At 71.2% G+C, this 26,986-nt stretch carries 24 protein-coding genes and 1 tRNA gene; 14 read left to right on the forward strand and 11 right to left on the reverse strand.

All coding sequences use genetic code 11. The annotated features are described in order from the left end of the window. Window positions 1-4: 4 nt before the first annotated feature. Together ACIB24_RS05755 and ACIB24_RS05760 are read right to left on the reverse strand one after the other, a co-directional pair. The gene (locus tag ACIB24_RS05755; protein WP_398276423.1) at window positions 5-475 is read right to left on the reverse strand and encodes a hypothetical protein; all 471 of its coding nucleotides are present in this window, start codon (window positions 473-475) and stop codon (window positions 5-7) included. A 71-nt stretch (window positions 476-546) separates the two neighbouring features. Next, window positions 547-918 (reverse strand): hypothetical protein, encoded by a 372-nt coding sequence (locus tag ACIB24_RS05760; RefSeq protein WP_398276426.1) that lies wholly within the window; start codon window positions 916-918, stop codon window positions 547-549. Window positions 919-1,147: 229 nt separating this feature from the next. Here ACIB24_RS05760 and ACIB24_RS05765 point away from each other — a divergent pair, with 229 nt between their 5' ends. Further along, window positions 1,148-1,507: an META domain-containing protein gene (locus ACIB24_RS05765; protein WP_398276429.1), complete on the forward strand. Its 360-nt coding sequence runs from the start codon at window positions 1,148-1,150 to the stop codon at window positions 1,505-1,507. Window positions 1,508-1,539: 32 nt separating this feature from the next. Here the strand turns inward: ACIB24_RS05765 and ACIB24_RS05770 are convergent, their stop codons facing one another. Then, on the reverse strand, window positions 1,540-1,797 hold the full coding sequence (locus tag ACIB24_RS05770) for a hypothetical protein (RefSeq protein WP_398276432.1): 258 nt from the start codon (window positions 1,795-1,797) through the stop codon (window positions 1,540-1,542). A 105-nt stretch (window positions 1,798-1,902) separates the two neighbouring features. On the opposite strand from ACIB24_RS05770, the gene ACIB24_RS05775 reads away from it, so the two are divergent. Both ACIB24_RS05775 and ACIB24_RS05780 read left to right on the forward strand, forming a co-directional pair. Next, window positions 1,903-2,532, forward strand: coding sequence for a hypothetical protein (locus tag ACIB24_RS05775; RefSeq protein ID WP_398276435.1), 630 nt, complete (start codon window positions 1,903-1,905; stop codon window positions 2,530-2,532). A 729-nt stretch (window positions 2,533-3,261) separates the two neighbouring features. Further along, window positions 3,262-4,755 (forward strand): hypothetical protein, encoded by a 1,494-nt coding sequence (locus ACIB24_RS05780; RefSeq protein WP_398276438.1) that lies wholly within the window; start codon window positions 3,262-3,264, stop codon window positions 4,753-4,755. A gap of 790 nt (window positions 4,756-5,545) precedes the next feature. On the opposite strand, the gene ACIB24_RS05785 is transcribed toward ACIB24_RS05780, so the two are convergent. After that, the gene (locus tag ACIB24_RS05785) at window positions 5,546-5,806 is read right to left on the reverse strand and encodes a hypothetical protein (RefSeq protein ID WP_398276441.1); all 261 of its coding nucleotides are present in this window, start codon (window positions 5,804-5,806) and stop codon (window positions 5,546-5,548) included. A 140-nt stretch (window positions 5,807-5,946) separates the two neighbouring features. Continuing rightward, window positions 5,947-6,022: transfer RNA gene (locus ACIB24_RS05790), tRNA-Lys, on the reverse strand. 74 nt (window positions 6,023-6,096) lie between these two features. Between ACIB24_RS05790 and ACIB24_RS05795 the strand changes: the two genes are divergently transcribed. Continuing rightward, the gene (locus tag ACIB24_RS05795; protein WP_398276444.1) at window positions 6,097-6,615 is read left to right on the forward strand and encodes a 2'-5' RNA ligase family protein; all 519 of its coding nucleotides are present in this window, start codon (window positions 6,097-6,099) and stop codon (window positions 6,613-6,615) included. A 48-nt stretch (window positions 6,616-6,663) separates the two neighbouring features. Beyond that, on the forward strand, window positions 6,664-6,849 hold the full coding sequence (locus ACIB24_RS05800; RefSeq protein ID WP_398276447.1) for a hypothetical protein: 186 nt from the start codon (window positions 6,664-6,666) through the stop codon (window positions 6,847-6,849). A 4-nt stretch (window positions 6,850-6,853) separates the two neighbouring features. Here the strand turns inward: ACIB24_RS05800 and ACIB24_RS05805 are convergent, their stop codons facing one another. Then, window positions 6,854-7,687, reverse strand: a complete 834-nt coding sequence (locus ACIB24_RS05805) for a ferredoxin reductase (RefSeq protein WP_398276450.1) — start codon at window positions 7,685-7,687, stop codon at window positions 6,854-6,856. Further along, window positions 7,680-8,273, reverse strand: coding sequence for a sulfite oxidase-like oxidoreductase (locus ACIB24_RS05810; protein ID WP_398276453.1), 594 nt, complete (start codon window positions 8,271-8,273; stop codon window positions 7,680-7,682). The genes ACIB24_RS05805 and ACIB24_RS05810 overlap by 8 nt, the downstream gene beginning before the upstream one ends. A 151-nt stretch (window positions 8,274-8,424) precedes the next feature. On the opposite strand from ACIB24_RS05810, the gene ACIB24_RS05815 reads away from it, so the two are divergent. Genes ACIB24_RS05815 through egtD form a run of 4 tightly spaced genes read left to right on the forward strand, consistent with a single transcriptional unit; the run spans window position 8,425 to window position 12,668 of the window. After that, complete coding sequence (locus ACIB24_RS05815; protein WP_398276456.1) at window positions 8,425-9,636, forward strand: glutamate-cysteine ligase family protein; 1,212 nt, start codon at window positions 8,425-8,427, stop codon at window positions 9,634-9,636. Continuing rightward, entirely contained in the window at window positions 9,630-10,955 is a 1,326-nt protein-coding gene (egtB, locus tag ACIB24_RS05820) for an ergothioneine biosynthesis protein EgtB (protein ID WP_398276459.1), read from the forward strand. Before ACIB24_RS05815 ends, egtB begins: the two co-directional genes overlap by 7 nt. A gap of 1 nt (window position 10,956) precedes the next feature. After that, complete coding sequence (gene egtC / locus ACIB24_RS05825; protein ID WP_398276462.1) at window positions 10,957-11,694, forward strand: ergothioneine biosynthesis protein EgtC; 738 nt, start codon at window positions 10,957-10,959, stop codon at window positions 11,692-11,694. Next, window positions 11,691-12,668: an L-histidine N(alpha)-methyltransferase gene (egtD, locus tag ACIB24_RS05830; RefSeq protein ID WP_398276465.1), complete on the forward strand. Its 978-nt coding sequence runs from the start codon at window positions 11,691-11,693 to the stop codon at window positions 12,666-12,668. The genes egtC and egtD overlap by 4 nt, the downstream gene beginning before the upstream one ends. Before the next feature lie 6 nt (window positions 12,669-12,674). Here egtD and ACIB24_RS05835 read toward each other — a convergent pair whose 3' ends face one another. The 4 genes from ACIB24_RS05835 to ppc form a co-directional block, all read right to left on the reverse strand. Beyond that, window positions 12,675-13,313 (reverse strand): response regulator, encoded by a 639-nt coding sequence (locus ACIB24_RS05835; RefSeq protein WP_398276468.1) that lies wholly within the window; start codon window positions 13,311-13,313, stop codon window positions 12,675-12,677. Then, on the reverse strand, window positions 13,310-15,316 hold the full coding sequence (locus ACIB24_RS05840) for a sensor histidine kinase (RefSeq protein WP_398276471.1): 2,007 nt from the start codon (window positions 15,314-15,316) through the stop codon (window positions 13,310-13,312). The genes ACIB24_RS05835 and ACIB24_RS05840 overlap by 4 nt, the downstream gene beginning before the upstream one ends. 23 nt (window positions 15,317-15,339) lie before the next feature. Then, window positions 15,340-16,023 carry a hypothetical protein gene (locus tag ACIB24_RS05845; protein WP_398276474.1) on the reverse strand — a complete coding sequence of 228 codons (684 nt, stop codon included), beginning with the start codon at window positions 16,021-16,023 and terminating at the stop codon, window positions 15,340-15,342. A 103-nt stretch (window positions 16,024-16,126) separates the two neighbouring features. Beyond that, on the reverse strand, window positions 16,127-18,955 hold the full coding sequence (gene ppc / locus ACIB24_RS05850) for a phosphoenolpyruvate carboxylase (RefSeq protein ID WP_398276477.1): 2,829 nt from the start codon (window positions 18,953-18,955) through the stop codon (window positions 16,127-16,129). 127 nt (window positions 18,956-19,082) lie between these two features. On the opposite strand from ppc, the gene ACIB24_RS05855 reads away from it, so the two are divergent. From ACIB24_RS05855 to ACIB24_RS05875, 5 genes are all read left to right on the forward strand, one after another. Then, window positions 19,083-19,595: a VOC family protein gene (locus tag ACIB24_RS05855; protein ID WP_398276480.1), complete on the forward strand. Its 513-nt coding sequence runs from the start codon at window positions 19,083-19,085 to the stop codon at window positions 19,593-19,595. 73 nt (window positions 19,596-19,668) lie between these two features. Beyond that, window positions 19,669-20,586, forward strand: a complete 918-nt coding sequence (locus ACIB24_RS05860; protein WP_398276483.1) for a hypothetical protein — start codon at window positions 19,669-19,671, stop codon at window positions 20,584-20,586. Window positions 20,587-20,713: 127 nt separating this feature from the next. Continuing rightward, window positions 20,714-23,626 carry an alpha/beta fold hydrolase gene (locus tag ACIB24_RS05865; RefSeq protein ID WP_398276486.1) on the forward strand — a complete coding sequence of 971 codons (2,913 nt, stop codon included), beginning with the start codon at window positions 20,714-20,716 and terminating at the stop codon, window positions 23,624-23,626. Next, window positions 23,619-24,527, forward strand: a complete 909-nt coding sequence (locus ACIB24_RS05870; RefSeq protein WP_398276489.1) for an ABC transporter permease — start codon at window positions 23,619-23,621, stop codon at window positions 24,525-24,527. Before ACIB24_RS05865 ends, ACIB24_RS05870 begins: the two co-directional genes overlap by 8 nt. Before the next feature lie 99 nt (window positions 24,528-24,626). After that, window positions 24,627-26,984 carry an ATP-binding cassette domain-containing protein gene (locus tag ACIB24_RS05875; protein WP_398276492.1) on the forward strand — a complete coding sequence of 786 codons (2,358 nt, stop codon included), beginning with the start codon at window positions 24,627-24,629 and terminating at the stop codon, window positions 26,982-26,984. Window positions 26,985-26,986: the final 2 nt, after the last annotated feature.

Below are 26,986 nucleotides of genomic sequence, written 5' to 3' on the forward strand. Positions count from 1 at the left end.
GCCTTCAGAAGGCGGACTTCCAGGTCGGCGGCACCTGAACCCGGCAGCCGCTGGCCCCGGACATCGAGAACAGCTTCTTGTGCATCCTGATCTGGTCGGGCCCGCGTAGAGATCCGGTGGCCAGGATCTTGATCTTCCTCTCGGGAGTGATCACCTGGACGACGGTGGCGTGGACCCCGCGGCTGATGTCGAGCCCTTCCAGCTTGAACGTGCACGACGGGTCCAGCTCCACCGTGTAGTTGCGCAACCAGTTCCTGATCTCGACCCGCCGCTGCAGGAATGTCGCTTCGACGGTCCAGCCTCTCCACACGCCGTACGCCACCAGAGGCGCCATGACCGAACCGGCGATGCAGTAGTAGGTGCCGGCGAAGAACAGCCACGGCCAGAGGGCGCAGACGAAGATGCCGAAGCCGCCCGGCGACCCGAACGCCAGGAACACGGCCAACGTCCGACTCGGGCGCACGGTCCAGTCCATCGCCCCTCCCGCCGGTTCGCTCGACACGTCGACTGTCGATCGGTCAGTCCGGGCGCGGAGCTTGAGTCTCCTCAGGGAAGATCGGTGAGGGCGACGTTGCGGTGGTCTGGTTCGGGCAGCACGGTGAACCGGCGGGCGGCGATGGTCGGGCGGTCCTCCAGCAGAGCCCGGCAGACCCGGTGCATGCCGTCCATCACGCAGCCGTCGGGCCGCAGGATGATCGGATAGCCGGTGTCCACGTCGCGGATCAGCCGGGCGTGCCCCACCACCCAGCGGACGGTCGGATCCGGCTCGGACCAGTAGTTCGTGTCGACCTCGGTCAGCGCGTCCACCGGGACGTCGTGCACGGGCAGGTTGAGGCTGAGCTCGATGAGGCGTGCGACGTCCCAGGCGTCGTAGCCCTTGCCCTCGGCAGTCGGCCAGAAGTGGAACTGCGTGCGCATGTCCCGGATCGTGCCACCTTCAGGGGCGATCATGGGGGTCCGTCGGACAAGGGGGAACCGGATGGTGGGGCTGCTGCGTCCCAGCGACATGCGTGGCTCGAGGCTCCTGCTCGGAGCTCTTCTCCTGACCTGCGTGACCGCCTGTTCCGAGGCGTCGACGCCACAGGCCGCCACGCCCCGTCCGACCAGTGCATCGACGAGTCCGTCAGCCGTGCCGACGGGCGACCCGGTGGCCGGGATCGTCGGCACGTGGCGACCGCTGGGGATCACCGGATGGGCCAAGCCGCCGACGGCCGACGACATGGGCTTCGCCGAGGCCGTGATCTCGTTCCGGGCCGACGGAACCTGGCTCGGAAGCGACGGCTGCAACGGTCTCGGCGGCAAGTACAGGCTCGAGAGCACCGGGACCTTCTCCATGCCGGGTCCCGTGAGCAGCACCCTGATCGGCTGCGTCAACGTCCCGAACCTGGACGTCCTCCTGAAGGCGACTCACGTGGTCGTAGTGGGCAAGGCCTTGGTGTTCCAGGCCGCCGACGGAGCCGTGCTCGGGGTCTACGCCAGGACGTCTCGGCCTAAGCCAACGCGCTGAGGACTGCACTCAGATTCCTACTGATTCCTGCGTCAGTCTCGGGAGAGCTGCCGGGCGCTCAGCTTCCGGCGCATCCGTGGTCCGTCATCGCGCATCCGTGACCGGGGCTCCGGCTTGGGCTGCCGGCGATCCCAGCGCACGACCAGGCCGACGAGGACGACGATGGTCGCGCCTGTCAGGACCGTGCTGAGGATTCCTAGGTTGAGAAGCCAGTCGACGAGGGCGAAGGCGGCAGCGCCGGGGATCAGGCACAACGCAATGACCCACCGCGGAAAGTCGTCGGACCCCATCCATGCATCATGGCTGCTGCCGCTACACATGACCGGCCCAAAAGGGAACTCGCCCCTACTGCATGATGATCCGTCAAGGGACGCTGCTTGCGGGACGGGGATGACATGAGGCGTTGGCTGGCTGCTGGTGCGCTGTGCGCGCTGAGCCTATTGATCGTTGCCGTAGCGGTTGCGCGACCCACGGCCCTCGAAAGGCCCTCCATCGCTGCCTCGGCCGCTGTGTCGCCTTCCCCGCAGGCCGGTTGCCAGGAGCTGCCCGTGCCGCCGCCCGTGGCGATGTCTACCGCGATGATCAACAACGTACCGGACCTCAGCAAGGCGACGATCAAGAGCGAGGCGGCGGACGGAACGCACCTGAAGGTGATTCCCATGGATCGGCTTTCCGATTCGCAACGAGCCGAGCGCACCAAGGTGATCCAGCGGGCCAGCAAATGGTCCGGCGGCCGATCCCCCATCGGCGCTGTGTCATTGGTGAAGGCCACCATCGACCACTACGGGCAAATGAGGGACGTAAATTCCGACGTCGGTCCCGTGAAGCTCTTCGTCAAGAACAAGGTGATCTGGGCGGTGCAGGTTGGCCCGATGGAAGCTGTAGTTCCCCTAACTCGTCCGGGGCGGTATGCCTCAGCTTCCACGCCGCCTAGCTGTTATCGGTACATGGCCGCGTCGCTGTCTTTCCTGTATCAAGAGAATCTACGACTGTTTCGGACTGAATCGCTCACGCATCCGGGATAGCAGGGCCAACTGCCCGGCTTGGAAGGTGGCGCCCCGACGGATCGGACCCTGAACCCGCGGATTAGCGGGCGGTGTCTTTCAGCTCTACTGATCAAGCCTTGCCGATGGCGTCCGGCCTGGTCAGGTCATCCGAGCAGGTCCGGGCGTTGGTGGTCCGTTGTCGCTGATTCATGGGTCATTCCTGGGACAGGCTGCCTTGTGTTCAGCTTCCGTCGCATCCTTGGTCCGTCGCCGCGTAACGGTGGGCGGGGCTCCGGCGTTGGCTGTCGGCGGTCCCAGCGCACGGTTAGGCCGACGAGGATGACGATGGCCGCGACCGTGAGGACGGCACTGATGATCCCCAGGTTGAGAAGCCACTCGACTAGGGCAGAGGCGACCGCACCGGGGATCAGGCACAACGCAATTAGCCAGCGCGGAAAGCCGTCGGACTTCATCCCTGAATCCTGGGTGCTGCAGCTACGTATGACCAGCTTGGAAGATCGGTCCAGTGCTGCGAGGGGCTGCGGCCCAAGCGCGTAGGCCAGCCCTTCGACGTGCCCGGGACGGCCGGGTCCTGGTCCTGACCGCTGATGACCGCTTGATCGGGCACGCAACGGGCACACGGCATGCTGCCCCTCCGCAGCCTGTGGTCGTCGTGCTCTGCCAGCCCGGGCGGGCCTCATAAGCTCCGTCGCCCACCGAATGATCAGTAGAGTTGGTATCCCTTGGACGCGACTCGGGAGGGCCTCTATGGCGGACGCGGCAACGGCGCACTTGTTGGACGGGCTAAGCCTGCCCACTCGCTACGAGACGCTCCGCCAGGCAGTTGGCAATGACGATGTCGCTCAACTGCTGGTGGCGCCTAGCAAGGCGACGCTGGACGCGATCGAAGAGGCGGGCGAGGCGGTCAAGTCGATCGGCGAGGGGCTCTTCCTCCCGCTGCTCGCCCCGTCAGGGCGAGGTAAGACAACCCTTGCGAGCAATCTCCGCAGCTTTCTGCCTAGCCAATTTTCACCGACGCTCACCTATGAAGGGGAAGTTACAGCGGAGGCCCTCAGCGAAGCCGTTCAGGCGTGGGTTCAGAAGGTCCCTGAACGGGATCGACGGGTCTTGCCCATTAACATCGACCATCGGGAAGGCCGAAAGGCCTCAGGCGCCGAACTGGCAGAAATCAAACGCTTCCTCCGCCAGGCCGGCGGCCAGCAAGCGATAATCCTGTGGCCAACAACTCAGGATGAAATCGCGACTGAAATGTCGGTGCAGTCTAGATCTATCTCGGGTGCCGTCCCCATTGATCTCCCTATCAGTGTCGAAGGCCCTGACCGGGAAACCTGGCAGCAATTGGCTAAGCAGACCCTTCTTCTGGCGAACCGAGTTGACAACCTAGATGAATTGCTATCACTGGATGAATATTCTCCCGAAGACTATCCCTCCATCGGTGACTACTTGCGGAAAATCGCCTTTGATTTCAACTCGACACGTCTGCGTCTTCGACGTGCCACGGAGAAGCCAATCAAGTTGACGATTGTGTGGGCTAGCGAGACTCCCGGACACGGGATCCTTTCGAGTCTAACTTCGAGCAGCCGATTTGGTTTCCTCGATGCAAGTGCATTGCTTGACGCGACGAGTAAGAGTGTCACCGGCCGATGGTGGTCAGAGCGCCGGGGTCTGTTGGTTCAGACAATTGTTCGGCTAGATGCGCACACCTTGTGCTTACCTCCATCGGTAGCGGTAACCATTATCCGCCGAAATGGCCCGGACGATTTCGTTCAGGGATTGGCAGATCTTGGAGTTAATAATCGCTCGCCTGCCGAGGTGAATGAGTACTTAATTCGAAGCGACCTAGGGCGGCATTTGCTCGGCGAACCAAGATCTGTAAGTGAGACAAGGGGAAACCCTGCAGAGACAGCTCGTGTTGCCTTCGGCTTGCTTGGAAGCGAGTTCGGCTTTACGGGTGCTCGGGACAAGCAGCTCAATAAGGCGTGCGCTGAAGCTATTGAACCGTTTATTGCGTCTGAGTCACCAGGTAAGAGTATTACCGTGACATACGAAAAGAAGCTCTCTTTTCTGGATGCGTTGTTGCCTGACAATGCCATTGAATTTCATGAGGTTGCTCATTGTATTGAATATACTTGGCGGCAGGGTGATTTTCTTGCGGCCAAGAATCGCGCTGCGGTTGCGGAATATGTACTAAAGAAGTTGCAGAACTACGCCCGCGAACTTGGGTGGGTTGCCGCAGGCTGACTAAAACCGGCAACTTTAAAGCTTGATGTCGCATGTGGTCGTGGTGTGGCGGCTGGCCGGTGTTGTTCCCGGCCCGCCGTCGCGCGGGAGGCATCGCGCCCGGGGAGGCTCGCGGTCCAGGCCCCCAACGCTGGAAGCCAGTCACCTGCAGGTGCGGAGCACCTCCCTAAACCCATTGCCTGAACTGTGTGGGGCTGGACGGTGAGTCCGGGCGCGATACCGGAAGGCGAGCCCCGGCACCTCCGGTGATCCGGCCTCGCGCGTCACCCCCAACCAGCCAGCGGCGAAGTCCCGCGCGGGCCGCACCAACTCGGGTCACCCACCCCAGCCACCCACACGACCCCACGACCTCAGACCATCCCCGCCCGCTCCTGACTCCTTCTTCCGCCTGGCGCGGCCCGGTGGGGTCCGGGGCCGGAGGTCTCGGGGGGCCCCGGCGGGTAGCGCCCGGCGGGAGGCCGCGCGCAGCGCGGCCCTTGATGTCTAAGAGGTCAATTCAGCAGGCTGCCGACCAGCAAAGGTTCTGCGGCGCAGACGATCTATTGTCCGTTGGGAGTTCGTCCGAGATGCGTGACAGTGATGACATCGGAAGCGATTGTGTACAAGGCGCGGTAACGGCCGACTCTGAGGCGCCTGACTTCCGCGGACCCGAACTCCGTCGAATTCTCTGGTCGCCGGTCGTCGACCAAGGCATCCAGGGCCAGCAGGGCCTCGCGAAGACCAGCGGGATCGTCAGTCAAGAAGCCAGCGGCGCTATTGATTGCTGCAGCCTCGAACTCCAGCCGGTAGGTCACCTGGTCAGGCCGAGCCGAGCCCATACCTGATCTGCGGGGACATAACTCGTCTCGCCGGCCGTCTCGCGCTCCTGCCAGCTCTGCAGGGCCGCCAGATCCTCGGCGTCCTCCAGGTCTCGCACAGAGGCTCGTTGCTCGAGGGCGCGCAGCCTGAGGAAGTCGTCCATGGGTACGACAACAGCGGCCTTACCGCCGAGATGGATGACCTCGTACGTCCCTGTGTCCGGAGGCTCCGGCTGAACGGGCTGGGCGGTCATGTGACAAGAATACGGATGAGCAGGGGACTCTGTCTGTCTTCATCCACAGGGCGACCGGGGCGTGAAAGCTGGTGCAAAGATGTGCCAGGCATCTGCGCACGAGAGACGGCGACGGCCGGACAAGCCGCTGACCTGCTGGTTGGTGGGCCCCCAGGGGATCGAACCCTGAACCCGCGGATTAAAAGTCCGCTGCTCTGCCGATTGAGCTAGAGGCCCTCGGACCTCAGCGTAGACGGTGTACCTCGCGACGCTGGGCAGTTGTCCAAGTCGGGGCGGGGGAGGATGGGCGCGTGACCCAGAGCGTGGAGTTGTTGCTCGGTGACGAGGCCGAGGCGGCGGTGCGGGAACGGTGGCGACGGCTCGCGGAGGCCCGGCTGCCGAGCATGGCGCATCACCAGGGCGAGACGAACCGGCCGCACGTGACGCTGGCGGTGGCCGACACGCTGGACGAGGCCACCGAGACACGACTGAGCGCCCTGACCGGGTGGCTCCCGCTCACCGTGACGCTGGGTGGCCTGATCGCCTTCGGCAGCGCCCGCCAGCGGGTGCTCGCGCTGTTGGTCGTCCCGACCGTCGGGCTTCTCGAATTGCAGCGCGCCGCAGCCGAACTCATGCCGGCGCCGGTCCAACATCTCACGGCTGACCGCTGGACGCCGCACGTCACGCTGGCCCGCCGGGTGAAGGTGGAGGAGCTGGGCGCGGCGGCACAGGCGGTCGGCGACCTGCCCGAGCTGACGACGACCTGCCCGGCCGTCCGCCGGTGGGACTCGGACGCCCGGCGCACCTGGCTGCTCGCCGACTCGCGATGATCGAGAACGCGCCTACCGTGGTCTGCACCACCGGCGAGGAGCGGAACGATGCGCATCAACCAGGTCCGCCTGATCTCCCACCTGATAGTGGCTTTCGTGCTGCTCACCGGCGCCTGGAGCCTGCACTCGCTGGTCTCGCCCGACCTGGGCCACGACCACACGGACGTCGGGACGACGTCGGGCACCTGCCGCGCGAACCCCCCCATCCAGACGGTGTACTGCCAGCGCCGCTGACGGGCTAGCCCGGCCCGAATCTCTCGACCCGCACCGCCGACCGGTCGAGGCCGAGCTCGACCAGCAGCTGCGAGGCCGTCTCGGCGAAACCGGCGCCTCCGCACACGTAGGCGGTGGCGCCCGGAAGACCCAGGAACGGCCGGACGACGTGAGCCAGGTCGGCCGCGGACAGTCGCCCGGGCGGCCGCTCAGCGCCCTCGGGCGCCGCGCGGGTGTACACGACGGTCACCGAAGCACCCTCCGCCGCAAGCTCTTCTGCGTAGTAGAGCCCCTCGGGCGTGCGGACCGACACGACGAGGTGCAGCGGGACCGGGCGCCCCAGCGCTCGCCAGTAGCGCAGCATGGACATCAGCGGCACGATGCCCGACCCGCCACCGACCAGCACGACGGGGGTGTCGCCGCGCCAGATGAACCAGCCGCCGAACGGCCCGCGCAGCTCGACCGAGTCACCCACGTGGACGAGGTCGTGCAGGTACGGCGAGACCGCGCCGTCGGCAATGCGTTCCACGCTCAGCTCGACGGTCGGCGCGTCCCCGCGGGCGCCCGGCGCCGAGGCGATGCTGTACGAGCGTTGCGCCTGCGAACCGTCGGGCGCGGTGAGCCGGATGTCGTAGTGCTGCCCCGGCACGTGCCGTTCGGTCCCCGCAGGCAGAGCGAAGAAGAACGAGCGCGCGGTGGGGGTGAGGTCCGAGACCGCGGTCACGGTGGCCGGCTGCCACGCCCGGCGCGCGCCGTTGGCCGGCGGGCGGCGGTTCACGGCCCCCAGCGTGGGCAACGGCGGGAGGCCGTCCAGGCCCGGCGAGCCGCCGAGCGAGGGCAGCGGAGGAAGGTCAGTCACCGTCGTACCGCTGTTCCTTCCACGGATCGCCGAGCATGTGGTAGCCGCGGACCTCCCAGAAGCCCGGCTCGTCGTGGTCGAGCAGCCGGATGCCGCCGATCCACTTCGTCGACTTCCAGAAGTACAGGTGCGGCACCAGCATCCGCACCGGGCCGCCGTGCTCGGGCGGCAGCGGGTGCCCCTCGTGGTCCCACACCAGCCAAGCCTTCCCGCCGGTGATGTGCTCCAGCGGCAGGTTGGTGGTGTACCCGGTGTGGCTCCAGCAGACCGCGTGGGTGGCCTCGGGTTTCACGCCCGACAGTTCGAGCAGCGGGTCGAGGGAGACGCCGGTGAACGACGTCCCGAGCTTCGACCACGTGGTGACGCAGTGGATGTCGCCCTCGTACGTCGAGCGGCCGAGCGCGTGCACGCCCTTCCAGTCCCACGTCTGCGGGCTGTCGACCAGCCCATCGATGCGGAACGACCATTCCTCGGGCTTGATCTTGGGGCTGACCTCGGCGGTCAGCACCGGGAAGCTCGAGCCCGTGTCGTACTGGCCCGGGGGCAGCCGCTCGTCGCGCGGACCGGACCGGCCGAAGAAGGCCATGCATCGACTCCCGTCACGAAGGTGATCGAGTGCCCATCCTGACATCCGCGACCCGATGCCGAACATCCCCGTGGCGCCGCCGCCCGTTCACCGGACTGTCGGTGGGTGGGGGCACAGTGGTGTGTAACGGAATGCCCGCTGCCGAGACGGGATGATCATGACGATCCACGAGGTGTCCGCGCCGCCCCGCTCCGACGGGTCGGCCCTCACCGAGGCGTCGGCCGAAGAGTGGCTGCGCACAACGCTTTTCCGCCCGGGCCCGCGGCGGCGAGCCGGCGTCGAACTCGAGTACGTCGTCCATACCAGGCCGGGCCCACCCCGGCACCCACATCCCGACGAACTGCGCCCGGCCCGATCGGAGGCCGAGGCGCAGTTCTCGTTTAACCGGTTCACCGTCGAACCCGGCGGGCAGGTCGAACTGAGCAACACCACCCCCGCCCCCGACATCGCGACCGCGATCGAGCGCACCGCGCACGACCTCGCCGTCCTGCGCGAGGCCCTGGCCCGGCACGGTCTGCGGGCCGTCGGCCGCGGCACGGACCCGCTGCCGTCACCGCCACGGGTGTTGATCGAACCGCGGTACGCGGCCATGGAGCGGTACCTCGACCGGTGGGGTCCGGCGGGCCGGGTGATGATGCGCCGGACGGCGTCGGTCCAGGTCAACGTCGAGGCCGCCACCCACGGGCGGTCCGACACGGCCGAGCGGTGGGCCCTGTTGCACGCAGTCGGCCCGGCCCTGGCGGCCGCGTTCGACACCAGCGGTGGGGAACGGCAACGCACCTGGCTGGCGCTCGACCCGGCACGCTGCCGCCCACCGCACCTGCGTCGAGGCGAGTCGCCGCCGAGCGCCTACGCCCGGTGGGCCCTGGACGCGCCGCTGATGGTGGTGCGCCGTCCCGGGCCCGACTGGTCGGCCCCGCCGGCCGTGAGCTTCCGCACCTGGGTGCGGGGCGGCGTCCCGTCCCTGCCGCAGCCGACGCTCGACGACCTCGCCTACCACCTGACCACGCTCTTCCCGCCCGTGCGGGCGCGCGGGCATCTCGAGGTGCGCTACCTCGACGCCCAGCCCGCCCGCTGGTGGCGGGTGCCCGCGGCCGTGGTGCCCGCGCTTCTGGACGACGACCGCGCGGCCGCCGCCACCGGCGCGGCGGGCGAGCGGGTCGCCTCGCTCGAAGACCCCTGGACGCGCGCCGCGACGGTCGGGCTGGCCGACCCCGTCCTGTGCGCGGCGGCCCGGGGCCTGCTCGAGGCGGCGGCCGAGTCCCTCGACCGGGCGGGCCATCGCGACCTCGCCGCCCTCACCGCCGACTACCTGTCCTGCCGACCCGTCGACCCGACCCCTCAGGAGGCCGAACCATGCTGACCGACGAGCAGTTACGCGACCGGATCGCGGTCGACCTCGAGCGCGCCCGCCGGCGCACGGCGACGTTGACCGACGCGGTCGACGACGGCGAACTCGTGGCCCAGCACTCCCCGCTGATGTCGCCCCTGGTCTGGGACCTGGCGCACATCGGCAACCAGGAGGAGTTGTGGCTCCTGCGTGATGTCGGCGGCCGTGACCCGCTGCTGCCCGAGACCGTCGACGAGCTGTACGACGCCTTCCGCAACGCGCGGTCGGCCCGACCGGCACTGCCGCTGCTGGAGCCCGAACCGTCACGCAGCTACGTGCGGGACGTCCGCGGTCGGGTGCTCGACCTGCTGGAGAAGGTGCCGTTCGGGCGGCGCGCGCTGACCCGCGACGGGTTCGCGTTCGCGATGATCGTCCAGCACGAGCAGCAGCACGACGAGACCATGCTCGCCACTCACCAGCTGCGGGCGGGGGCCCCGGTGCTGAGCGCGCCGCCCCCGCCGCCCGGTCGTACCGGCCTGCCGGACGAGGTGTTCGTGCCCGGCGGGCCGTTCGAGATGGGCACCGACCTCGAACCCTGGGCCCTCGACAACGAACGCCCGGCCCACGCCGTCGAGGTCCCCGCGTTCTGGCTCGACACCGTGCCGGTCACCAACGCGCGCTACCTGCGGTTCGTGGAGGACGGCGGGTACGACGACCCGCGCTGGTGGTCGCCCGAGGGCTGGGCCCACCGGCAGCAGGCCGGGCTCGTGGCCCCGCAGTTCTGGAGCCGGGACGGCGGGCAGTGGCAGCGCCGCGCGTTCGGGCGCCTCGAGCCGCTCGTCCCCGACGAGCCCGTGGTGCACGTGTGCTGGTACGAGGCTGACGCCTACGCCCGCTGGGCCGGGCGCCGCCTGCCCACCGAGGCCGAGTGGGAGAAGGCGGCCCGGCACGACCCGGTCTCCGGGCGCTCGCGCCGCTACCCGTGGGGGGACGACGACCCGTCGCCCGAGCGGGCCAACCTCGGTCAGCGGCACCTGCGGCCCGCGCCCGTGGGCGCCTACCCGGCGGGCGCGGCCCCGTCGGGGGCCGAGCAGCTGATCGGCGACGTCTGGGAGTGGACCTCGACCACCTTCGACGGCTATCCGGGGTTTCGGGCCTTCCCCTACCGGGAGTACTCGGAGGTGTTCTTCGGCCCGAAACATCGGGTGCTGCGCGGTGGTTCGTTCGGCGCCGACCTGGCGGCCGTGCGCGGGACGTTCCGCAACTGGGACTACCCGATCCGGCGGCAGATCTTCAGCGGCTTCCGCACCGCCCGCGACGCCGAGCCCGATCAGCTGACCGAGGAGGTCTGAGATGTGCCGTCACCTGGCCTATCTCGGCCCGCCCGTGCCGCTGCGCACGGTGCTGTCCGACCCGCCGCACGGCCTGACCGAGCAGGCCTGGCGCCCCCGGCGGCAGACCCACGGCACGATGAACGTCGACGGGTTCGGTGTCGGGTGGTACGCCCCTGACGACCCGGTGCCGGCCCGGCATCGAGGTGCGGGCCCCGTCTGGGCCGACCCGACGTTCGCCGAGCTGGGGCGGTCCGTCCGCTCCGGGGCCTTCCTGGCCGCGGTCCGGTCCGCGACCGCCGGCATGCCGCCCGGCGTCGCGGCGGCGGCCCCCTTCCGGGGCGGCCGGTGGCTGTTCAGTCACAACGGCGCCCTGCCCGGTTTCCCCGCCGGCGCAGCCGGACTCGCGGCCTCGCTGCCCGTCGAGCGACTGCTGGCCCTCGACGCGCCGACCGACTCGTGTCTGCTGTGGGCCCTCACCCTCGACCGGCTCGAGCGGGGTGCGCCGCCCGCCGAGGCGGTCGCGGAGGTCGTCCACGAGGCCGCGAAGGTGTCGGGGGCCCGGCTGAACCTGCTGCTCACCGACGGCCGGTCGATCGCGGCGTCGGCGGCCGGTGCCAGCCTCAGCTGGCGGGCCGGCGCCGACCACGTCGTCGTGGCCTCCGAACCGTACGACGACGACCCGACCTGGCAGGACGCCACCGACGGCTGCGTGCTGGCCGCCGACCTCGACCACGGAGTGGAGACGACCCCGCTGTGACGTACACCTACACCGACCGCCTACCCGAGGACTTCGCGCTGCACCAGCTGCGCACCGACGTCCGGGTGGGACTGACCGCCACCCCGAAGTGGTTGCCGCCCAAGTGGTTCTACGACAAGACCGGCAGCGACCTGTTCGAGCAGATCACCGAGCTCCCCGAGTACTACCCGACCCGGGCCGAGGCGTCGATCCTGCGCGAGCGGGCCGCCGAGATCGTGGGCCGGTCCGGCGCGCGGGAGCTGGTCGAGCTCGGTTCGGGCTCCTCGACCAAGACCCGGATGCTGCTCGACGCGCTGGTCGCCGCGGCGGGCCCGGGGGCCGGGTACGTCGCGCTCGACGTGAGCGAGAGCGCGTTGCGCTCGGCTGCGGCCGCGCTGGCCGACGACTACGCGGGCCTCGTGGTCCACGCCGTCCGGGCCGATTTCGAGCACGACCTGGGCCTGTCGGCGGCCGGTCCGGCCGGGCGTCGGCTGGTGGCCTTCCTCGGCGGGACGATCGGCAACTTCGAACCCGCCTCCCGCGCGGCCTTCCTCGCCCGGCTGCAGGCTGCGCTCGCCCCCGGTGACCGGTTCCTGCTGGGGGCCGACCTGGTCAAGTCCCCGGCCGTGCTGGTGCCCGCCTACGACGACGCCGCGGGCGTGACCGCCGCCTTCAACCTGAACGTGCTGTCGGTGGTGAACCACGTGCTCGGGGCGGACTTCGACCCGACCGGGTTCCGGCACGTGGCGCTCTGGGACGCCCGGAACGCGTGGATCGAGATGCGGCTGCAGTCGCAGCGCGACCAGGTCGTCGACGTCGCGGGGCTCGACCTGAGCGTCCCGTTCGCGGCCGGAGAACACCTGCGCACCGAGATCAGCGCCAAGTTCACCCGCGACCGGGTGACCGGCGAGCTGGCGGCGGCCGGGTTCGCCCCGGACGGCTGGTGGACCGACGCGGAGGGACGGTTCTCGTTGTCGCTGTGGAAGGTGGTCTGAGCGCGCTCAGTCCGTGCCCAGACCCGCCTCCCGGGCCCGGACGATCGCCGCCGCGCGGTTCGGCAGGCCGAGCTTGGTCAGGATGTTGGCCACCACGTTGCGCACCGTCTTCGGGCTGAGCACGAGCCGGCGGCTGATCGTCGCGTTGTCGAACCCGCGGGCGATCAGGTCGAGCACCTCGCGCTCGCGCACGGTCAGCTCCGGGAACGCGGCGGCCCCCGACATCGGCCGGGTCAGGAAGGCCACGGCCCGGGCGGCCACCTGCGGCCCGAGGATCACCTCGCCGTTTGCCACCGCCCGGACGGCGCGTTCGACCTCCTCGGGCTCAGCGCCTTTCAGCAGGTACCCGCGCGCCCCGGCCCGCACCGAGGCGACCACCGACTCGTCGTCCTCGAGCATCGTGACCACCAGCACGCGAACCGACGGGTGCCGGTGCACCAGCTGGCGCGTCACCTCGACGCCCGAGTCGTCACCCAGGTGCAGGTCCATGATCACGACGTCCACGGAGTCGTCGATCACCGCCAGCGCCTCGTCGCCCGACTCGGCCTGGGCCACCACCTCGATGCCGGCCAGCGACGACAGCAGCGCCGCCATCCCGAGCCGGAACACCGGGTGGTCGTCGACCACCGCCACCCGCAGGCTCATCGGGCCTCCCCGACCACCCAGGGCGCGCCGAAGGCCGGCTCGCCCGCCGGAACGTCCTCGCGCAGGGGGAGACTCGCGTGCACCGTGGTCCCGGACGGCGCGCGTGGCCCGATGCTCAGCGTGCCGCCCTGCTCCTGGGCGCGTTCTCGCATCGACGACGTGCCCACCCCCGGTGTCGCTCCGTCGGCGACGCCCGAGCCGTCGTCGTCCACCCGCACCTCCAGCGTCGCCCCGACCGAGACCCGCACCCAGGCGGTCGACGCGCCGCTGTGCCGGGACACGTTGGTGACCGCCTCGGTGATGATCCCGTACGCGGCCGCCGCCAGCTCGGGCGACAGACCGTCGGCGTCGGAGCACGAGACCTCCACCACCAGGCCGTTTCCCGCGAACCGGGCGGCGAGCTCACTGAGGGCCGGCCCGAGCCCGAGCTCCTCCAGCACGGGCGGCAGGAGGCTGTGCGAGAGGGCGCGGACGTCGTCCACCCGCCCGTCGAGCTCCTCCTGCAGCGCGGCCAGCAGCTCGCCCGCGGCCGCCGGGTCGTGGGCCAGCACGTTGCGCGCGCCCTGCAGCCCGAGCCGGATCCCGGCCAGCGAGGGCCCGAGCCCGTCGTGCAGCTCCCGGCGGATCACCCGCCGCTCCGCCAGCCGCGCCGACGTGAGCCGCTCACGGGCGGCGTCCAGGTCCTGGGACGCGGTGGCCAGCGCGGCCCCGGCGGCGACCACCACGGCCAGCTCGTCGAGGGTGCGCCGGGCGCGCGCGTCGAGCGTCTCGCCGGGTGGCGCGGTGACCTCCAGCGCGCCGACGGCCCGGCCACGGTGGGCCAGCGGGACGACGAGCGGCCGGCTGGTCGGGGAGCCCCACCGGGCCAGGGGCAGGCCTTCACCGACGAGCACCACCGACTCCAGACGCAATGCGGTACCGACGGATTCGACCAGTCCCGCGAGCAGTTCACCCGACGTGCGGGCCCCGCCCAGCGACCGGCCGAGCCGGCGCACGGCCCCGGCCGGGTCGGCGTCCGGCCCGTAGACCAGCGCGCGCACGCGCCGCTGCAACCAGAGCCGAGCGGGCTGCACGGCGACCACGACGGCGACCGCCGCGACCGCCTGCGCGGCGTCCTCCCCGGGCAGCAGGCGCCGGGCGAGCGCGGTCACCACGACGTACACGACGACGATGACGACGGTCAGCGCCCCGGCCAGCACGCTGCGGCTGAGGGCCAGGTCGAGGCCCCAGAGCCGTTGCCGCAGAACGACGACCAGCACCGCGGCCGGGAAGACGGCCTGCACCGCAAGCTGGATCGATGGCGTGAACCAGAGCGGCACGTCGACGAGGTCGCCGAGGGCCAGCGGTAGGAACGAGAGGGCCATCGCCGCGGTGCCCAGCGCCAGCCAGCCGAGCCCGACCCGCTCGGGCGCCGGCCGCAGGAACCGCCGGTGGAGCACCCCGGCGGCGGCGAGCAGCCCGATCACGACCGCGGTCAGGCTCAGGGCCTGCAGGGCGCCGGCGCTCTGTCCCTCGACCAGCGTGAGCCGGATGCCCGTGAACCCGACGCTGACCACCGCGCCGAGGGCCGCGGCGAGGCGGGCGCCGAGCCCGAGGCGGCCGTCCCGGACCAGCCACGGGACGACCGTGAAACTGGCCAGGGTGCCGGGGATCCAGGTGATCGACTGCCACGGCGCGATCGCCTCGAACACGCCGACGGGCTGCGGCCGCGACGTCGAGTAGACGACCCCGGCGTAGCTGAAGGCGGCCAGCCCGCAGCCGACGGCCATCAGGGAGATCAGCCAGCCGACCAGCGTCGGGCGCCGTGAGATCAGCAGCGCGGCCACGGTTCCGTACACGGCGGCCACGGTGGCGTCGACCGTGTAGAACCACAGACCCTCGTCGACCGGGGGGCGGCCGGCGACGAGGAGGGCCAGCGACGACACGGCCAGGCCCCAGCCGGCCACGGCGATCGCCGCGGCCACCTGGGGCAGGCCGTGCTGCAGGTGACTCCCCTCACGCATGCCGCCTGACTGTAGTTGGCGCATCAGGCCTTCCGGTCGCCCAGCGTGAACCCGAGGGCGACGACCAGCAGCCACACCGGGCCGGTGAACCCGGCCATGTACTGCAGCGGGCTGATGCCGAACAGGAGGGTGATGCCGCCCAGCACGGCGCTGACCCAGCCGATCCAGCGCGGCAGGGCCCGGTGCCGGACGGCGGCCACGGCCACGGCCACGCCGCTCAGCCCGGCGCCGACCCACAGCCACGGGATCGTGCTCAGCCAGTGCCCGTAGACGAGGGCCAGCTCGTCGGTCATGCCCTTCTCGCCGAGGCCGAACAGGAACTCGGTGTCCAGACCGGCCCCCATCAGACCGGCCACGGCGGTCAGGGCCAGGCCCGAGGCGGCCACCGCGGGGAGCAGGCTGCCGGCCGGCGTGCCGGTGCGCAGGCGCCGGGCCAGACCGGCGGCGAAGACCGGGATCAGCACCGTCGCCACCATCAGGGTGATGTGCATCGCCGTCATGACGCCCTTGTGCGTGGCGAGGTCGGCGGCCTGCTTCGCGGGGTCGTCGGCGATGTCGGGGTTGTAGACGGAGTCGATCTTCAGGCTCAGCTGGATCGCGGCGACGCCGGCGGCCCCCGCGACGGCGCCGGCCACGGCCCAGGCCCGGCCGGTACGGGTGCCCGGCGCGGTGGCAGCGGGGGCGGGACTCTCGATCAGGGTGCTCACGGTGCATGCCTTTCGGGTGGGTGGACTCAATGTGCCACCCACCCTCGGCCGCCCGGCGTCCCGGTTCCCAGGGGCACGTGTCCCGACTACCCGGGCGCTTCGCTCAGCCCGTGTTGCGCAGCCCCGCCGCGATCCCGTTGATCGTCTGCAGCAGGGCCCGGCGCAGCTCGGGGTCGGGGGAGTCGCCCGCCGCCCGCGACTTGGCCAGCAGCGACACCTGCAGGCCGTGCAGCGGCGCCAGGTAGGCGTCCCGCAGCTCCAGGGTGCGGGCCAGCAACGGGCTCGTCTCGAGCAGCGCCGACTGTCCGGTCACGCGCAGCACCTCCTCGACCGTCCGCTCGTGCTCGGCGCGGATGACCTCGAAAAGCCCCGCCTCCGAGTCGGGTACGAGCGTGCGGACGTAGTGCTCGGCGATCCGCAGGTCGGTCTTGGCCAGCGTCATCTGCACGTTGGACAGGAACGTCCGGAAGAAGTTCCACGAGCCGTACATCTCCGCCAGCGCCTCACCGCGCCCGTCGGCCCGGGCCGCTGCCAGCCCCGACCCGACCCCGAACCAGCCGGGCAGGATGATCCGCGACTGGGTCCAGCCGAACACCCACGGGATGGCGCGCAGGTCGGCGAGACCACCCGCCCCGCCGGGCCTCTTCGCGGGCCGCGAGCCGATGTTCAGGTAGGCCAGCTCCTCGACCGGGGTGGCCTTCACGAAGAACGGCACGAGCGCCTCGTCACGCACCAGGCCGCGGTAGGCCGTCTGTCCGGCGGAGGCGACCAGCGACATCGTGTCGTTCCAGGTGTGCAGCACGTCGGCGGGCAGCAGCGACGTGCGGTGCAGGGTGGACGCCTCGATCACCGCGGCGAGCGCGAGCTCGACGTTCTCCCGGCCCAGGCCCGGCAGCGTGTACTTGTCGCTGATCACCTCGCCCTGCTCGGTGATCTTGATCGGCCCGTTCAGCGACCCGAACGGCTGCGACAGGATGGCCTCACCGGTCGGACCGCCGCCGCGCCCGACCGAACCGCCGCGGCCGTGGAAGAGCCGCAGGACGACGCCGTGCTTCGCGGCGATGTCCCGCAGGGCCCGCTGCGCGCGGTGGATCTGCCACTGGGACGCGGCGATCCCCGCATCCTTCGAGCTGTCGGAGTAGCCGAGCATGATCTCCTGGACGTCGCCGCGGGCCGCGACCACCTTCCGGTAGGAGGGGTCGGCGAGCAGCGCCTCCATCAGCGGCCCGGCCGCCTCGAGCTCGGCCACCGTCTCGAACAGCGGCACGAACCCGATCCGCGCGACCGCGGGCGAGTCCGAGCGCCCGATGTCGACCAGCCCGGCCTCGCGGGCCAGCACGACCACCGCGAGCAGGTCGTCGATGTCCTGGGTCATCGAGACGATGTAGCTCTCGATCACGTCGGGGCCGAACCGGTCGAGCGCCACCTTGATGGTGTCGAACAGGGCCAGCGTCTTCGCGATCTCGGGTTCGAACTCCAGCGGCGTGGCTGCGCGCAGCGGCCGCCGCGACGTGAGTTCCCGCTTCAGGAAGGCGATCCGCTCGGGCCGGGCCAGGTCGGCGTACGGCCAGCTCAGCTCGCCGACCCGGTCGACCAGGACGGCCAGCGCCGCGTGGTGCTTGGCGGCGTGCTCGCGCACGTCCAGGGTGGCCAACCCCATGCCCAGGGCCTGCACGGTGCGCAGCAGGCGCAGCACCGGACCGTCGGCGATGAGGTCGGCGCCCCCGACCCGCAAGGACGCGCGGATCAGCTCGAGCTCCGAGATGACCTGGGCCAGACCGAGGTAGTCGCGGTTCGGCTCGTGCGGGGTGTTGTTCAGCAGCCGGTCGCGGGTGCGCTGCAGCCGGGCGCGCATGTACGACAGCTTGAGCCGGTACGGCTCCTCGTGGTTCAACCGGAAGAACGCGGCGTAGGCCCCGGGCAGCGACTCGCGGTCGCGTTCGAGGCTCTCGACGAGCTCCGGGCTGATAGCCACCACCCGGGTCGAGGCGGAGAGCTCGAGGATCAGGTCGTCGAACGCCGCGATCAGCTCGCGCAGCCCGAAATCGAACTGCAGGGTGAGGGTTTCGAGGGTGACCGCCGGGGTGACGTTCGGGTTGCCGTCGCGGTCGCCGCCCGCCCAGGTGCCGAACCGCAACGGCCGGGCCGTCGCCGGGAGCTCGACGCCGAGCGTGCCCAGCTGCCGGTCGAGCTCGCCCATCAGGTCGGGGACGACGGTCGCGGCCAGGGTCTGCAGGTAGTAGATCGCGCTGCGCGCCTCGTCGGTCGGCTTGGGCCGCTCGATCCGCAGCTCGTCGGTCTGCCAGAGCAGGTCGACGAGCTCGGCGATCCGGCGCCGGTCGCGGGCGTTGTCACCGGCCCGGCGGCGCGGGTCGCCCGAGTCGTGCACCAGGTCGGCGATGCGACGCAGCAGGTCGAGCACCGAGCGCCGGCTGGCCTCGGTGGGGTGGGCCGTGAAGACGGGCCGGTACTCGACCCGGGCCAGGATGTCGGCGAGGTCCGCGCGGTCCAGGCTCCCGTCGTCCAGCGCGGCCTTGATGCGAGCGACGCTCGCGGCCAGGGGCCCCTCGGGCCGCGTGATCAGTTCCTGCCAGCGGTGCAGCTGCTCGGTGATGTTGGCCAGCTGGAAGTAGGCGGTGAACGCACGGGCCAGGACGCCGGCCGTGCGGGCGTCGACGCCGGCCAGCAGCTCCTGCAACTGGGCGCCGCCGTCGGCCTCGCGGGCCAGGCCGCGGACCTGCTCGACCAGCTCGAGCACCTCCGGCCCCTCGTGTCGCGTGAGCGCCTCGCCGAGTTCGGTGCCCAGCCGGCGGACCCAGGCGCGCATGCTCGCGTGCAGCTCGTCGGTGGAGACGCCGCCCGCGAACTGACCGACGTCCGGGGGGCGCCGTAGCTCGGCCACGTCCAGCTCACCGGTGCGCGGTTCAGTCATGCGAGCGAGTCTGCCCCACCCGTGTTTCGGGCAATGTCCGCACAAGTGGGCGGCCCGGATGCTGCGTTTGCGCATGATCGACGCGGGGAAGGTTGAGGATTCAAATAAATGGGCGTAGCCTGGGGGCATGCCGATCCAGCGTCTGAACCACGCCGTCCTCTACGTGCGCGACGTCGAGAAGAGCGTCGCCTTCTACTCCGGCGTGCTCGGGTTCCGTCAGGTGATGGGCATGCCGGGGGCCGCGTTCCTGCAGGCCTCGGGCAGCACGAACGACCACGACCTCGGCCTGTTCCAGGTCGGCGCCCAGGCGGGCCCCTCGGGCGCCGGGCGCAGCACCGTCGGGCTCTACCACCTGGCCTGGGAGGTCGACACGCTCGCCGAGCTGGCCCGCATCCGCGACGCGCTCACCGAAGCCGCCGCGCTGGTCGGCGCGAGCGACCACGGCACCACGAAGGCGCTCTACGCGCGCGACCCCGACGGCATCGAGTTCGAGGTCTCCTGGCTCCTGCCGGCCGACCTGATCGACGAGTCCGTGCTCGCGGCGCGCAGCACGATCGGGCCGCTCGACCTGGAACGTGAGATATCTCGCTATGGCGCCGAAACCCGTGGCGGGTTGGGCGTTTCGATCTCCGTCGGGTAGCGCCGACCAGGAAATGTTCAGCTTCGTGGGCGACGATGGGTCGACCACGTAGAAAGGGTTCCACCGCTCCACCATGAGTTCCTCCCACGACACCCAGTCCGGTTCCAGCACCGCCCTCGAAGACCGCCGCGTCGACCTCGAGCGTTTCGACCCCGAGGCGCCCCCCTCCGGCCCCCGACGGTGGCTCGGCCTGAGCGGCACCCAGGTCGGCTCCAGCGCCGGCGCCGCGGTCACCTCGGCGGTCTTCGCCTCCTACTTCGGCGTCGCCGGCACCCTGATCGGCGCGGCGCTCGGCTCGATCGTCTCCACGGTCGCCGGGGCGCTCTACAGCCGCTCGATGGAGCGCGCCGCCGTCACCGTGCGGGAGACGCACGCCGTGATCGTGCGCCGTGCCGGGCTCACCACGGCCCTGCCCACCGACCTGCCCGCCATGCGGACCACCCGCGAGAACGACCGGGTGGACGCCGCCGGGCCCGGTCCGCAGAGCCCGGCGCAGGGCGCCGGGCCGAGCACCCTGACGCTCCCGGCCGTCGACCCGACCGCACCCGACCCGGGGGCGCCGTCCTCCCCGCCCGGGCGCCGGTTCGCGTGGTTGCGCCGCCCCCTGGCGTTCGTCGGGATCGGCCTGGCCGGTTTCCTGCTCGCCGTCGGGGCCGTCACGCTGGCCGAGAGTGTGATCGGCCACCCGCTGTCGGGCGGCGACTCCGGGTCGTCGGTCTCCAAGGTCTTCACCGGCTCCTCGAGCGGCTCCTCGACGGGGGACGACACCGACACCCCCACGGCCCCGGTCACGCCGACGGCCACCCCGAGCGCGAGCGCCACGACCCGGCCCAGCGCCGCCGCGACCCCCGCGCCGACCACCGGCCCGAGCGCGCCGTCGTCCACCAGCACCGCACCCGGTGCCCCGAGCGCCACACCCACCACGACCGGCGCGCCCAGCCCGACCGCCGCCAGCGGTACGGACGACCCGACCGCCGACCTCGCCGGCTGACGTCGAGACCATGTCTCCGGCGGCGTCGGTTCGCGGGGTTTTCGCAGGCTCTGTTCCGACGCGCCACGAGACATCATCTCGATCTGGAACTGGGCAGTTCGGATGACGGTGCTGCGCCGTCGCGTCGATGTGTGAGGCTGGGCGGGTGAAGCTGGGGGCGGGACTGGGTGCAGCGGTGAGGCGACCGCGCCTGCTGGTGGCGCTCGTCGTCCTGCTGATCGTGCTCGGCTTCCTGCTGACCCGCGGCGGCGCGCCGGCCGGCACGTTCAGCGTCGAGTCCGTGCGGGTCGCGGGGGTGCGCGAGGTCGACAAGCAGCCGGTCACGCTGGAGGGCACGATCTACCTGCCCACCGGCGGTGGGAAACACCCCGCGGTCCTGCTCGCGCACGGCTACGGCGGCTCGATGGACAGCGTCGCCCCGCAGGCCCGGTACCTGGCCGAACGCGGGTACGTCGTACTCGCCTACAGCGCCCGGGGTTTCGGATTCTCCGACGGCAAGGTGCACCTCGACTCGCCCGACTACGAGGTCAAGGACGGGCAGCGGATGCTCGACGTCCTGGCTCAGCGGCCCGAGGTGCAGCTCGACGCGCCCGGCGACCCGCACGTCGCGGTGGTCGGCGCCTCGTACGGCGGCGCGCTCGCCCTGCTGCTGGGCGGCACCGACCGGCGGGTCGACGCGCTGGTCCCGAGCATCACCTGGAACGACCTGCGCCAGGCCCTGTTCCCGCAGTTCGCCACCACCGGCCGGCCCACCACGGCCGCTCAGGTCACGCCGGTCGCCGGGGCCGGACCGTTCAAGAAGCAGTGGGCCGCGATCTTCTTCGGCAGCACGCTCGGGTCGGGCGCGGGCGGCGGCAGCGGTCGGGCCGGGGCCGGGCCGCAGGCCAGCCCGACCCCGACGACCCGCACCCCCGGGTTGAGCAGGGACGAACAGGCCCGGCAGCAGCTCAGCCTCCAGGCGCTGTCGAACGCGTGCGGCAACCTGTCCGGCGACCTGTGCCTGGCCTACCTGCAGACCGCCGAGTCGGGCCGCCCGACGGCCGACCTGCTGAAACTGCTGGCCGCCTCCAGCCCGGCCCGGGTCACCGCGAGGATCACCGCGCCGACGCTGCTGATCCAGGGCGAGGCCGACTCCCTGTTCCCGCTCTCGGAGGCCGACGCCAACGCGCGCGAGATCGCGGCGAACGGCACCCCGGTCAGCCTGGTCTGGACCGGCGACGGCCACGACGGCGGCACCAGCGAGACCGACCGCGAGTGGCAGCTGACGGCTGACTTCCTCGACCGGGTGCTGCACGGGAAACCCCCAGCGGGCGACCGGTTCCGGGTCACCGTGCCCGACGGGGTGGTGTCGAGCGTCGACAGCAACCCGGCCCCGCAGCACCGCTCGACCGCCGTCGTCCCGGGTCTGCCCGCGCAGCCCGGGCAGCCGGCGCAGAGCCTGCGGACGGCGTCCCTGCCGCTCAGCGGGAGGGAGCAGCTGGCCATCTCGCCCCCCGGCGCCACCCCGTCGGCGCTCACGTCGCTGCCCGGGCTGGGCGCCCTGACGGGCCTGCTCGGCTCGAGCGCCGGCGCGAGCGCGACCGGCGGCACGAGCCTGTCCGCCCTCCCCGGTCAGACCGCGACCTTCGACACCGCCCCGCTCACCCGGGCGCTGACCGTGACCGGTTCCGGCCGGGTCACCGTGAAGATCACCTCCACCGCCACCGACGTCGAACTGTTCGCCTCGCTGGTCGACGTCGCCCCCAACGGGTCCACCACCCTGCCCGAGCAGCTGGTCGCGCCCGTCCGGCTGAGCAACGTGCCCGGAGCGGGACGGGAGGTGACGATCGCGCTGCCCGGCGTCGTCCACGACGTGCCCGTCGGCCACCGCCTGCGGGTGGTGCTGTCCGCGACCGACCAGGCCTACGCGGTGCCGCTCGACACCCGCGCCTACCGGATCTCGCTGGCCGGCACCGGCGGGCTCACCCTGCCCACGGTGCCGCTCGCCGTCGAGGCCGACGGGTCGTCGTCCCGCGGGCCGTGGATCGCGGCCCTCCTCCTGGCCGCCGCGCTCGCGGCGGTGCTCGTCGGCGGGCTCGCGCTGCGCCGCCGGGCCGCGCTGCGCGACCGGCGGACCGGGGACGACGGGCTCGCCGAGGTGCCGATCGCGATCGAAGGGCTGGGCAAGGCGTACGGCGACGGGTTCCGCGCGGTCAGCGACCTGACCTTCCGGGTCGAGGCCGGCCAGGTGCTCGGGCTGCTCGGGCCCAACGGCGCCGGCAAGACGACGACGCTGCGCATGCTGATGGGGCTGATCACACCGACCGAGGGCGACATCCGGGTGTTCGGGCACCTCGTGCGGCCCGGTGCGCCCGTGCTGTCCCGGGTCGGGTCGTTCGTCGAGGGGCCGGGGTTCCTGCCCCACCTGTCGGGGCTGCGGAACCTCGAGCTGTTCTGGCGGGCGACCGGCCGGCCGGCCGACGACGCGCGGTTCGGCGCGGCGCTGGAGGTGGCCGGCCTCGGGGACGACGTGCACCGCAAGGTCCGCACGTACAGCCAGGGCATGCGGCAGCGGTTGGCCATCGCCCAGGCCATGCTCGGGCTACCGGAGCTGCTGGTGCTCGACGAGCCGACCAACGGGCTCGACCCGCCGCAGATCCGCGAGATGCGCGAGGTGCTGCAGCGCTACGCGGCGACCGGCCGCACGGTCCTGGTGTCGAGCCACCTGCTGGCCGAGGTCGAGCAGACCTGCAGCCACGTCGTCGTGATGGCCCGCGGTCGCCTGGTGGCGCAGGGGCCGGTGGCCGAGATGGTCGGCGAGGCGCACGTCGTCGTGGTCGACGTCGACGAGCCGTTCGACGCGGGCGAGGTGGCCGGGACCGTGGAGGGGGTCGGCGACGTACGGGTCACCGACACGGGGCTCGTGGTCAGCGCCGCCGCCCCCGCGCGGGCCGCGTTGGTCGAGGCGCTGGTCGGCGCCGGCCATCACGTGTCGCGGGTCGCGCCGCAGCGCGGCCTGGAGGAGACGTTCCTGACCCTGGTGGGAGGCGAGGATGCCTGAACGCGGAGGCCACTCCGGCATCAGCTCGGCGCCGCCGCCGCGGCCGTCGACCAGCCCGGACGGCGCGGCGGCCGGTTACCGGGCCCGGCGCACCCTCGGGTTCCGGGTCGAGGCGCGCCGGCAGCTGACCCGGCGGCGCACCCAGCTGTCGCTGGGCTTCCTGATGGTGCTGCCGTTCATCCTGGTGGCGGCCTTCAAGCTCGGCTCCGACGACAACGACCGCGGCAACGCCCCCGCGCTGGTCGACCTCGCGACGGTCGGGGCCGCCAACTTCACCACCTTCACGCTGTTCGTCAGCGCCGGGTTCCTGCTCGTGGTCGTGGTGGCGCTGTACTTCGGCGACACCGTGGCCAGCGAGGCGTCGTGGTCGTCGCTGCGCTACCTGCTGGCGCTGCCCGTCCCGCGCGGCCACCTGCTGTGGCGCAAGCTGCTCGTGGCGCTCGCCTACAGCGTGGTGGCGCTGGTGCTGCTGCCCGTCGTCGCCTACCTGGCCGGTGGCCTGTTCTTCGGCTGGGACCCGCTGCGGACGCCCCTGGGCGTGACGCTGTCGGGCGGCGAGCTGTTCTGGCGGCTGGTCGTGATGGTCGCCTACCTGGGGGTGTCGCTGCTGTTCGTCGCCGCGCTCGGGTTCGTGATCGGCGTGTGGACCGACGCGCCGCTGGGCGCGGTCGGCGGGGCCGTGCTGCTGGTGATCGTGTCGAACATCCTCGACGCCGTGACCGCGCTGGGCGACTGGCGGCAGCTGCTGCCCACCCATTACCAGTACGCGTTCACGGACGTACTGGGCGCGCAGATCGTCTGGACCGGGATGGCCCGGGGGGCGCTGCTGTCCTGCGGGTACGCGCTGGTCCTGTTCGTGGCCGCGTGGTGGCACTTCAACCGCAAGGACGTCACGAGCTGACGTCCCTCGCCGGGCGAGCAGGAACGAGGAAGCGCTGCTTCCCGTTGGTTCCCTAGCCTGAGCCTTGCCCTGCCCGCCTCCTGGGGGAGTCCCACCGCCATGACCCAGCACGTCGCCGACAGCCACGACCTCATCCGGGTGCACGGCGCCCGCGAGAACAACCTGAAGGACGTGAGCGTCGAGCTGCCCAAGCGGCGGCTGACCGTGTTCACCGGAGTGTCCGGGTCGGGCAAGAGCTCCCTGGTCTTCGCCACCATCGCGGCCGAGTCGCAGCGGATGATCAACGAGACCTACAGCACGTTCATCCAGGGCTTCATGCCCACGCTCGCCCGGCCGGACGTCGACCTGCTCGACGGCCTGACCACCGCGATCATCGTCGACCAGGAGCGGATGGGCGCCGACCCGCGCTCCACGGTCGGCACCGCGACCGACGCCAACGCGATGCTGCGCATCCTGTTCAGCCGGCTGGGCAAGCCGTACGGCGGCCCGGCCCAGGCCTTCTCGTTCAACGTCGCCTCGATCAGCGGCGCGGGGGCCGTGACGGTCGAGAAGGGCGGCCGGGTGACCAAGGAGCGCCGGTCGTTCGAGGTGATCGGCGGGATGTGCCCGCGCTGCGAGGGCCGCGGCTCCGTCTCGGACATCGACCTGGACCAGATCGTCGACCGGGAGAAGTCGATCATGGAGGGGGCGATCCTGCTCCCCGGGTACTCGATGGAGGGCTGGTACGGCCGCATCTACGGCGGCTGCGGCTTCTTCGACCCGGACAAGCCGGTGAAGTCGTTCACCAAGCGGCAGCTGGACGACCTGCTCTACAAGGAGCCGACCAAGATCAAGGTCGAGGGCATCAACATCACCTATGAGGGCCTCGTCCCGCGGATGCAGAAGTCGATGCTGTCGAAGGACGTCGACTCGCTGCAGCCGCACGTGCGGGCCTTCGTCGAGCGGGCCGTCGTCTTCACCACCTGCCCCGAGTGCGACGGCACCCGGCTCACCGCCGCCGCCCGAGCCTCGAAGATCAAGGGAATCTCGATCGCCGACGCCTGCGCCATGCAGATCAGCGACCTGGCGGCGTGGGTGCGCGAACTCGACGAACCGAGCGTGGCGCCGCTGCTGGCCGGGCTGCAGGAGGTGCTGGACTCGTTCGTGCAGATCGGGCTCGGGTACCTGTCGCTGGAACGGCCCTCGGGAACGCTGTCCGGCGGCGAGGCCCAGCGGACGAAGATGATCCGGCACCTCGGCTCGGCCCTGACCGACGTCACCTACGTCTTCGACGAGCCGACCATCGGCCTGCACCCGCACGACATCCAGCGGATGAACGACCTGCTGCTGCAGCTGCGCGACAAGGGCAACACGGTGCTCGTCGTCGAGCACAAGCCCGAGGCCATCGCGATCGCCGACCACGTCGTCGACCTCGGTCCGGGGGCCGGGACGGCCGGGGGCGAGGTGGTCTACGAGGGCACGGTCGAGGGGCTGAGCAGCAGCGGCACCCTGACCGGCAAGCACCTCCACGACCGCGCGACGCTGAAACCGGCCGTGCGCGAACGCACCGGGGTGCTCGAGGTGCGGGGCGCCTCGGCGCACAACCTGCAGTCGGTGGACGTCGACCTCCCGTTGGGCGTGCTGGTGGTCGTCACCGGGGTGGCCGGCTCGGGGAAGAGCTCGCTGATCCACGGGTCGGTGTCGACGCGGGACGACGTGGTGAGCGTCGACCAGACCCCGATCCGCGGTTCGCGGCGCAGCAACCCGGCCACGTACACGGGGTTGCTGGAGCCGGTACGCAAGGCGTTCGCGAAGGCGAACGGGGTGAAACCCGCTCTTTTCAGCGCGAACTCGGAAGGGGCGTGCCCGAACTGCAAGGGGGCGGGCGTCGTCTACACCGACCTGGCGATGATGGCGGGCGTCGCGACCACGTGCGAGGTGTGCGGTGGGAAGCGGTTCGATGCGTCGGTTCTCGACTACACGCTCGGCGGGCGCGACATCAGCGAGGTGTTCGAGATGCCCGTCGAGGAGGCGGTCGAGTTCTTCGGGGTGGGCGACGCGAGGACGCCGGCCGCGCACAAGGTCCTGGAACGGCTGATGGACGTCGGGCTCGGGTACGTGCGGCTCGGCCAGCCGTTGACGACGCTGTCCGGCGGGGAGCGGCAGCGGTTGAAGCTCGCCACGCAGATGGGGGACACGGGCGGCATCTACGTCCTGGACGAGCCCACCACCGGCCTGCACCTGGCCGACGTGGAGAACATGCTCGGGATGCTCGACCGCCTCGTCGACTCGGGGAAGTCCGTCATCGTCATCGAGCACCACCAGGCCGTGATGGCGCACGCCGACTGGATCGTCGACCTCGGTCCCGGTGCCGGTCACGACGGTGGGCGGGTGGTCTTCGAGGGCACGCCCGCGCAGCTCGTCGCCGCGCGGTCGACGGTCACCGGTGAGCACCTCGCGCAGTACGTGGGGGCGTGAGG

Source organism: Spongisporangium articulatum (assembly GCF_044465595.1).
Lineage (GTDB): Bacteria > Actinomycetota > Actinomycetes > Actinomycetales > Kineosporiaceae > Spongisporangium > Spongisporangium articulatum.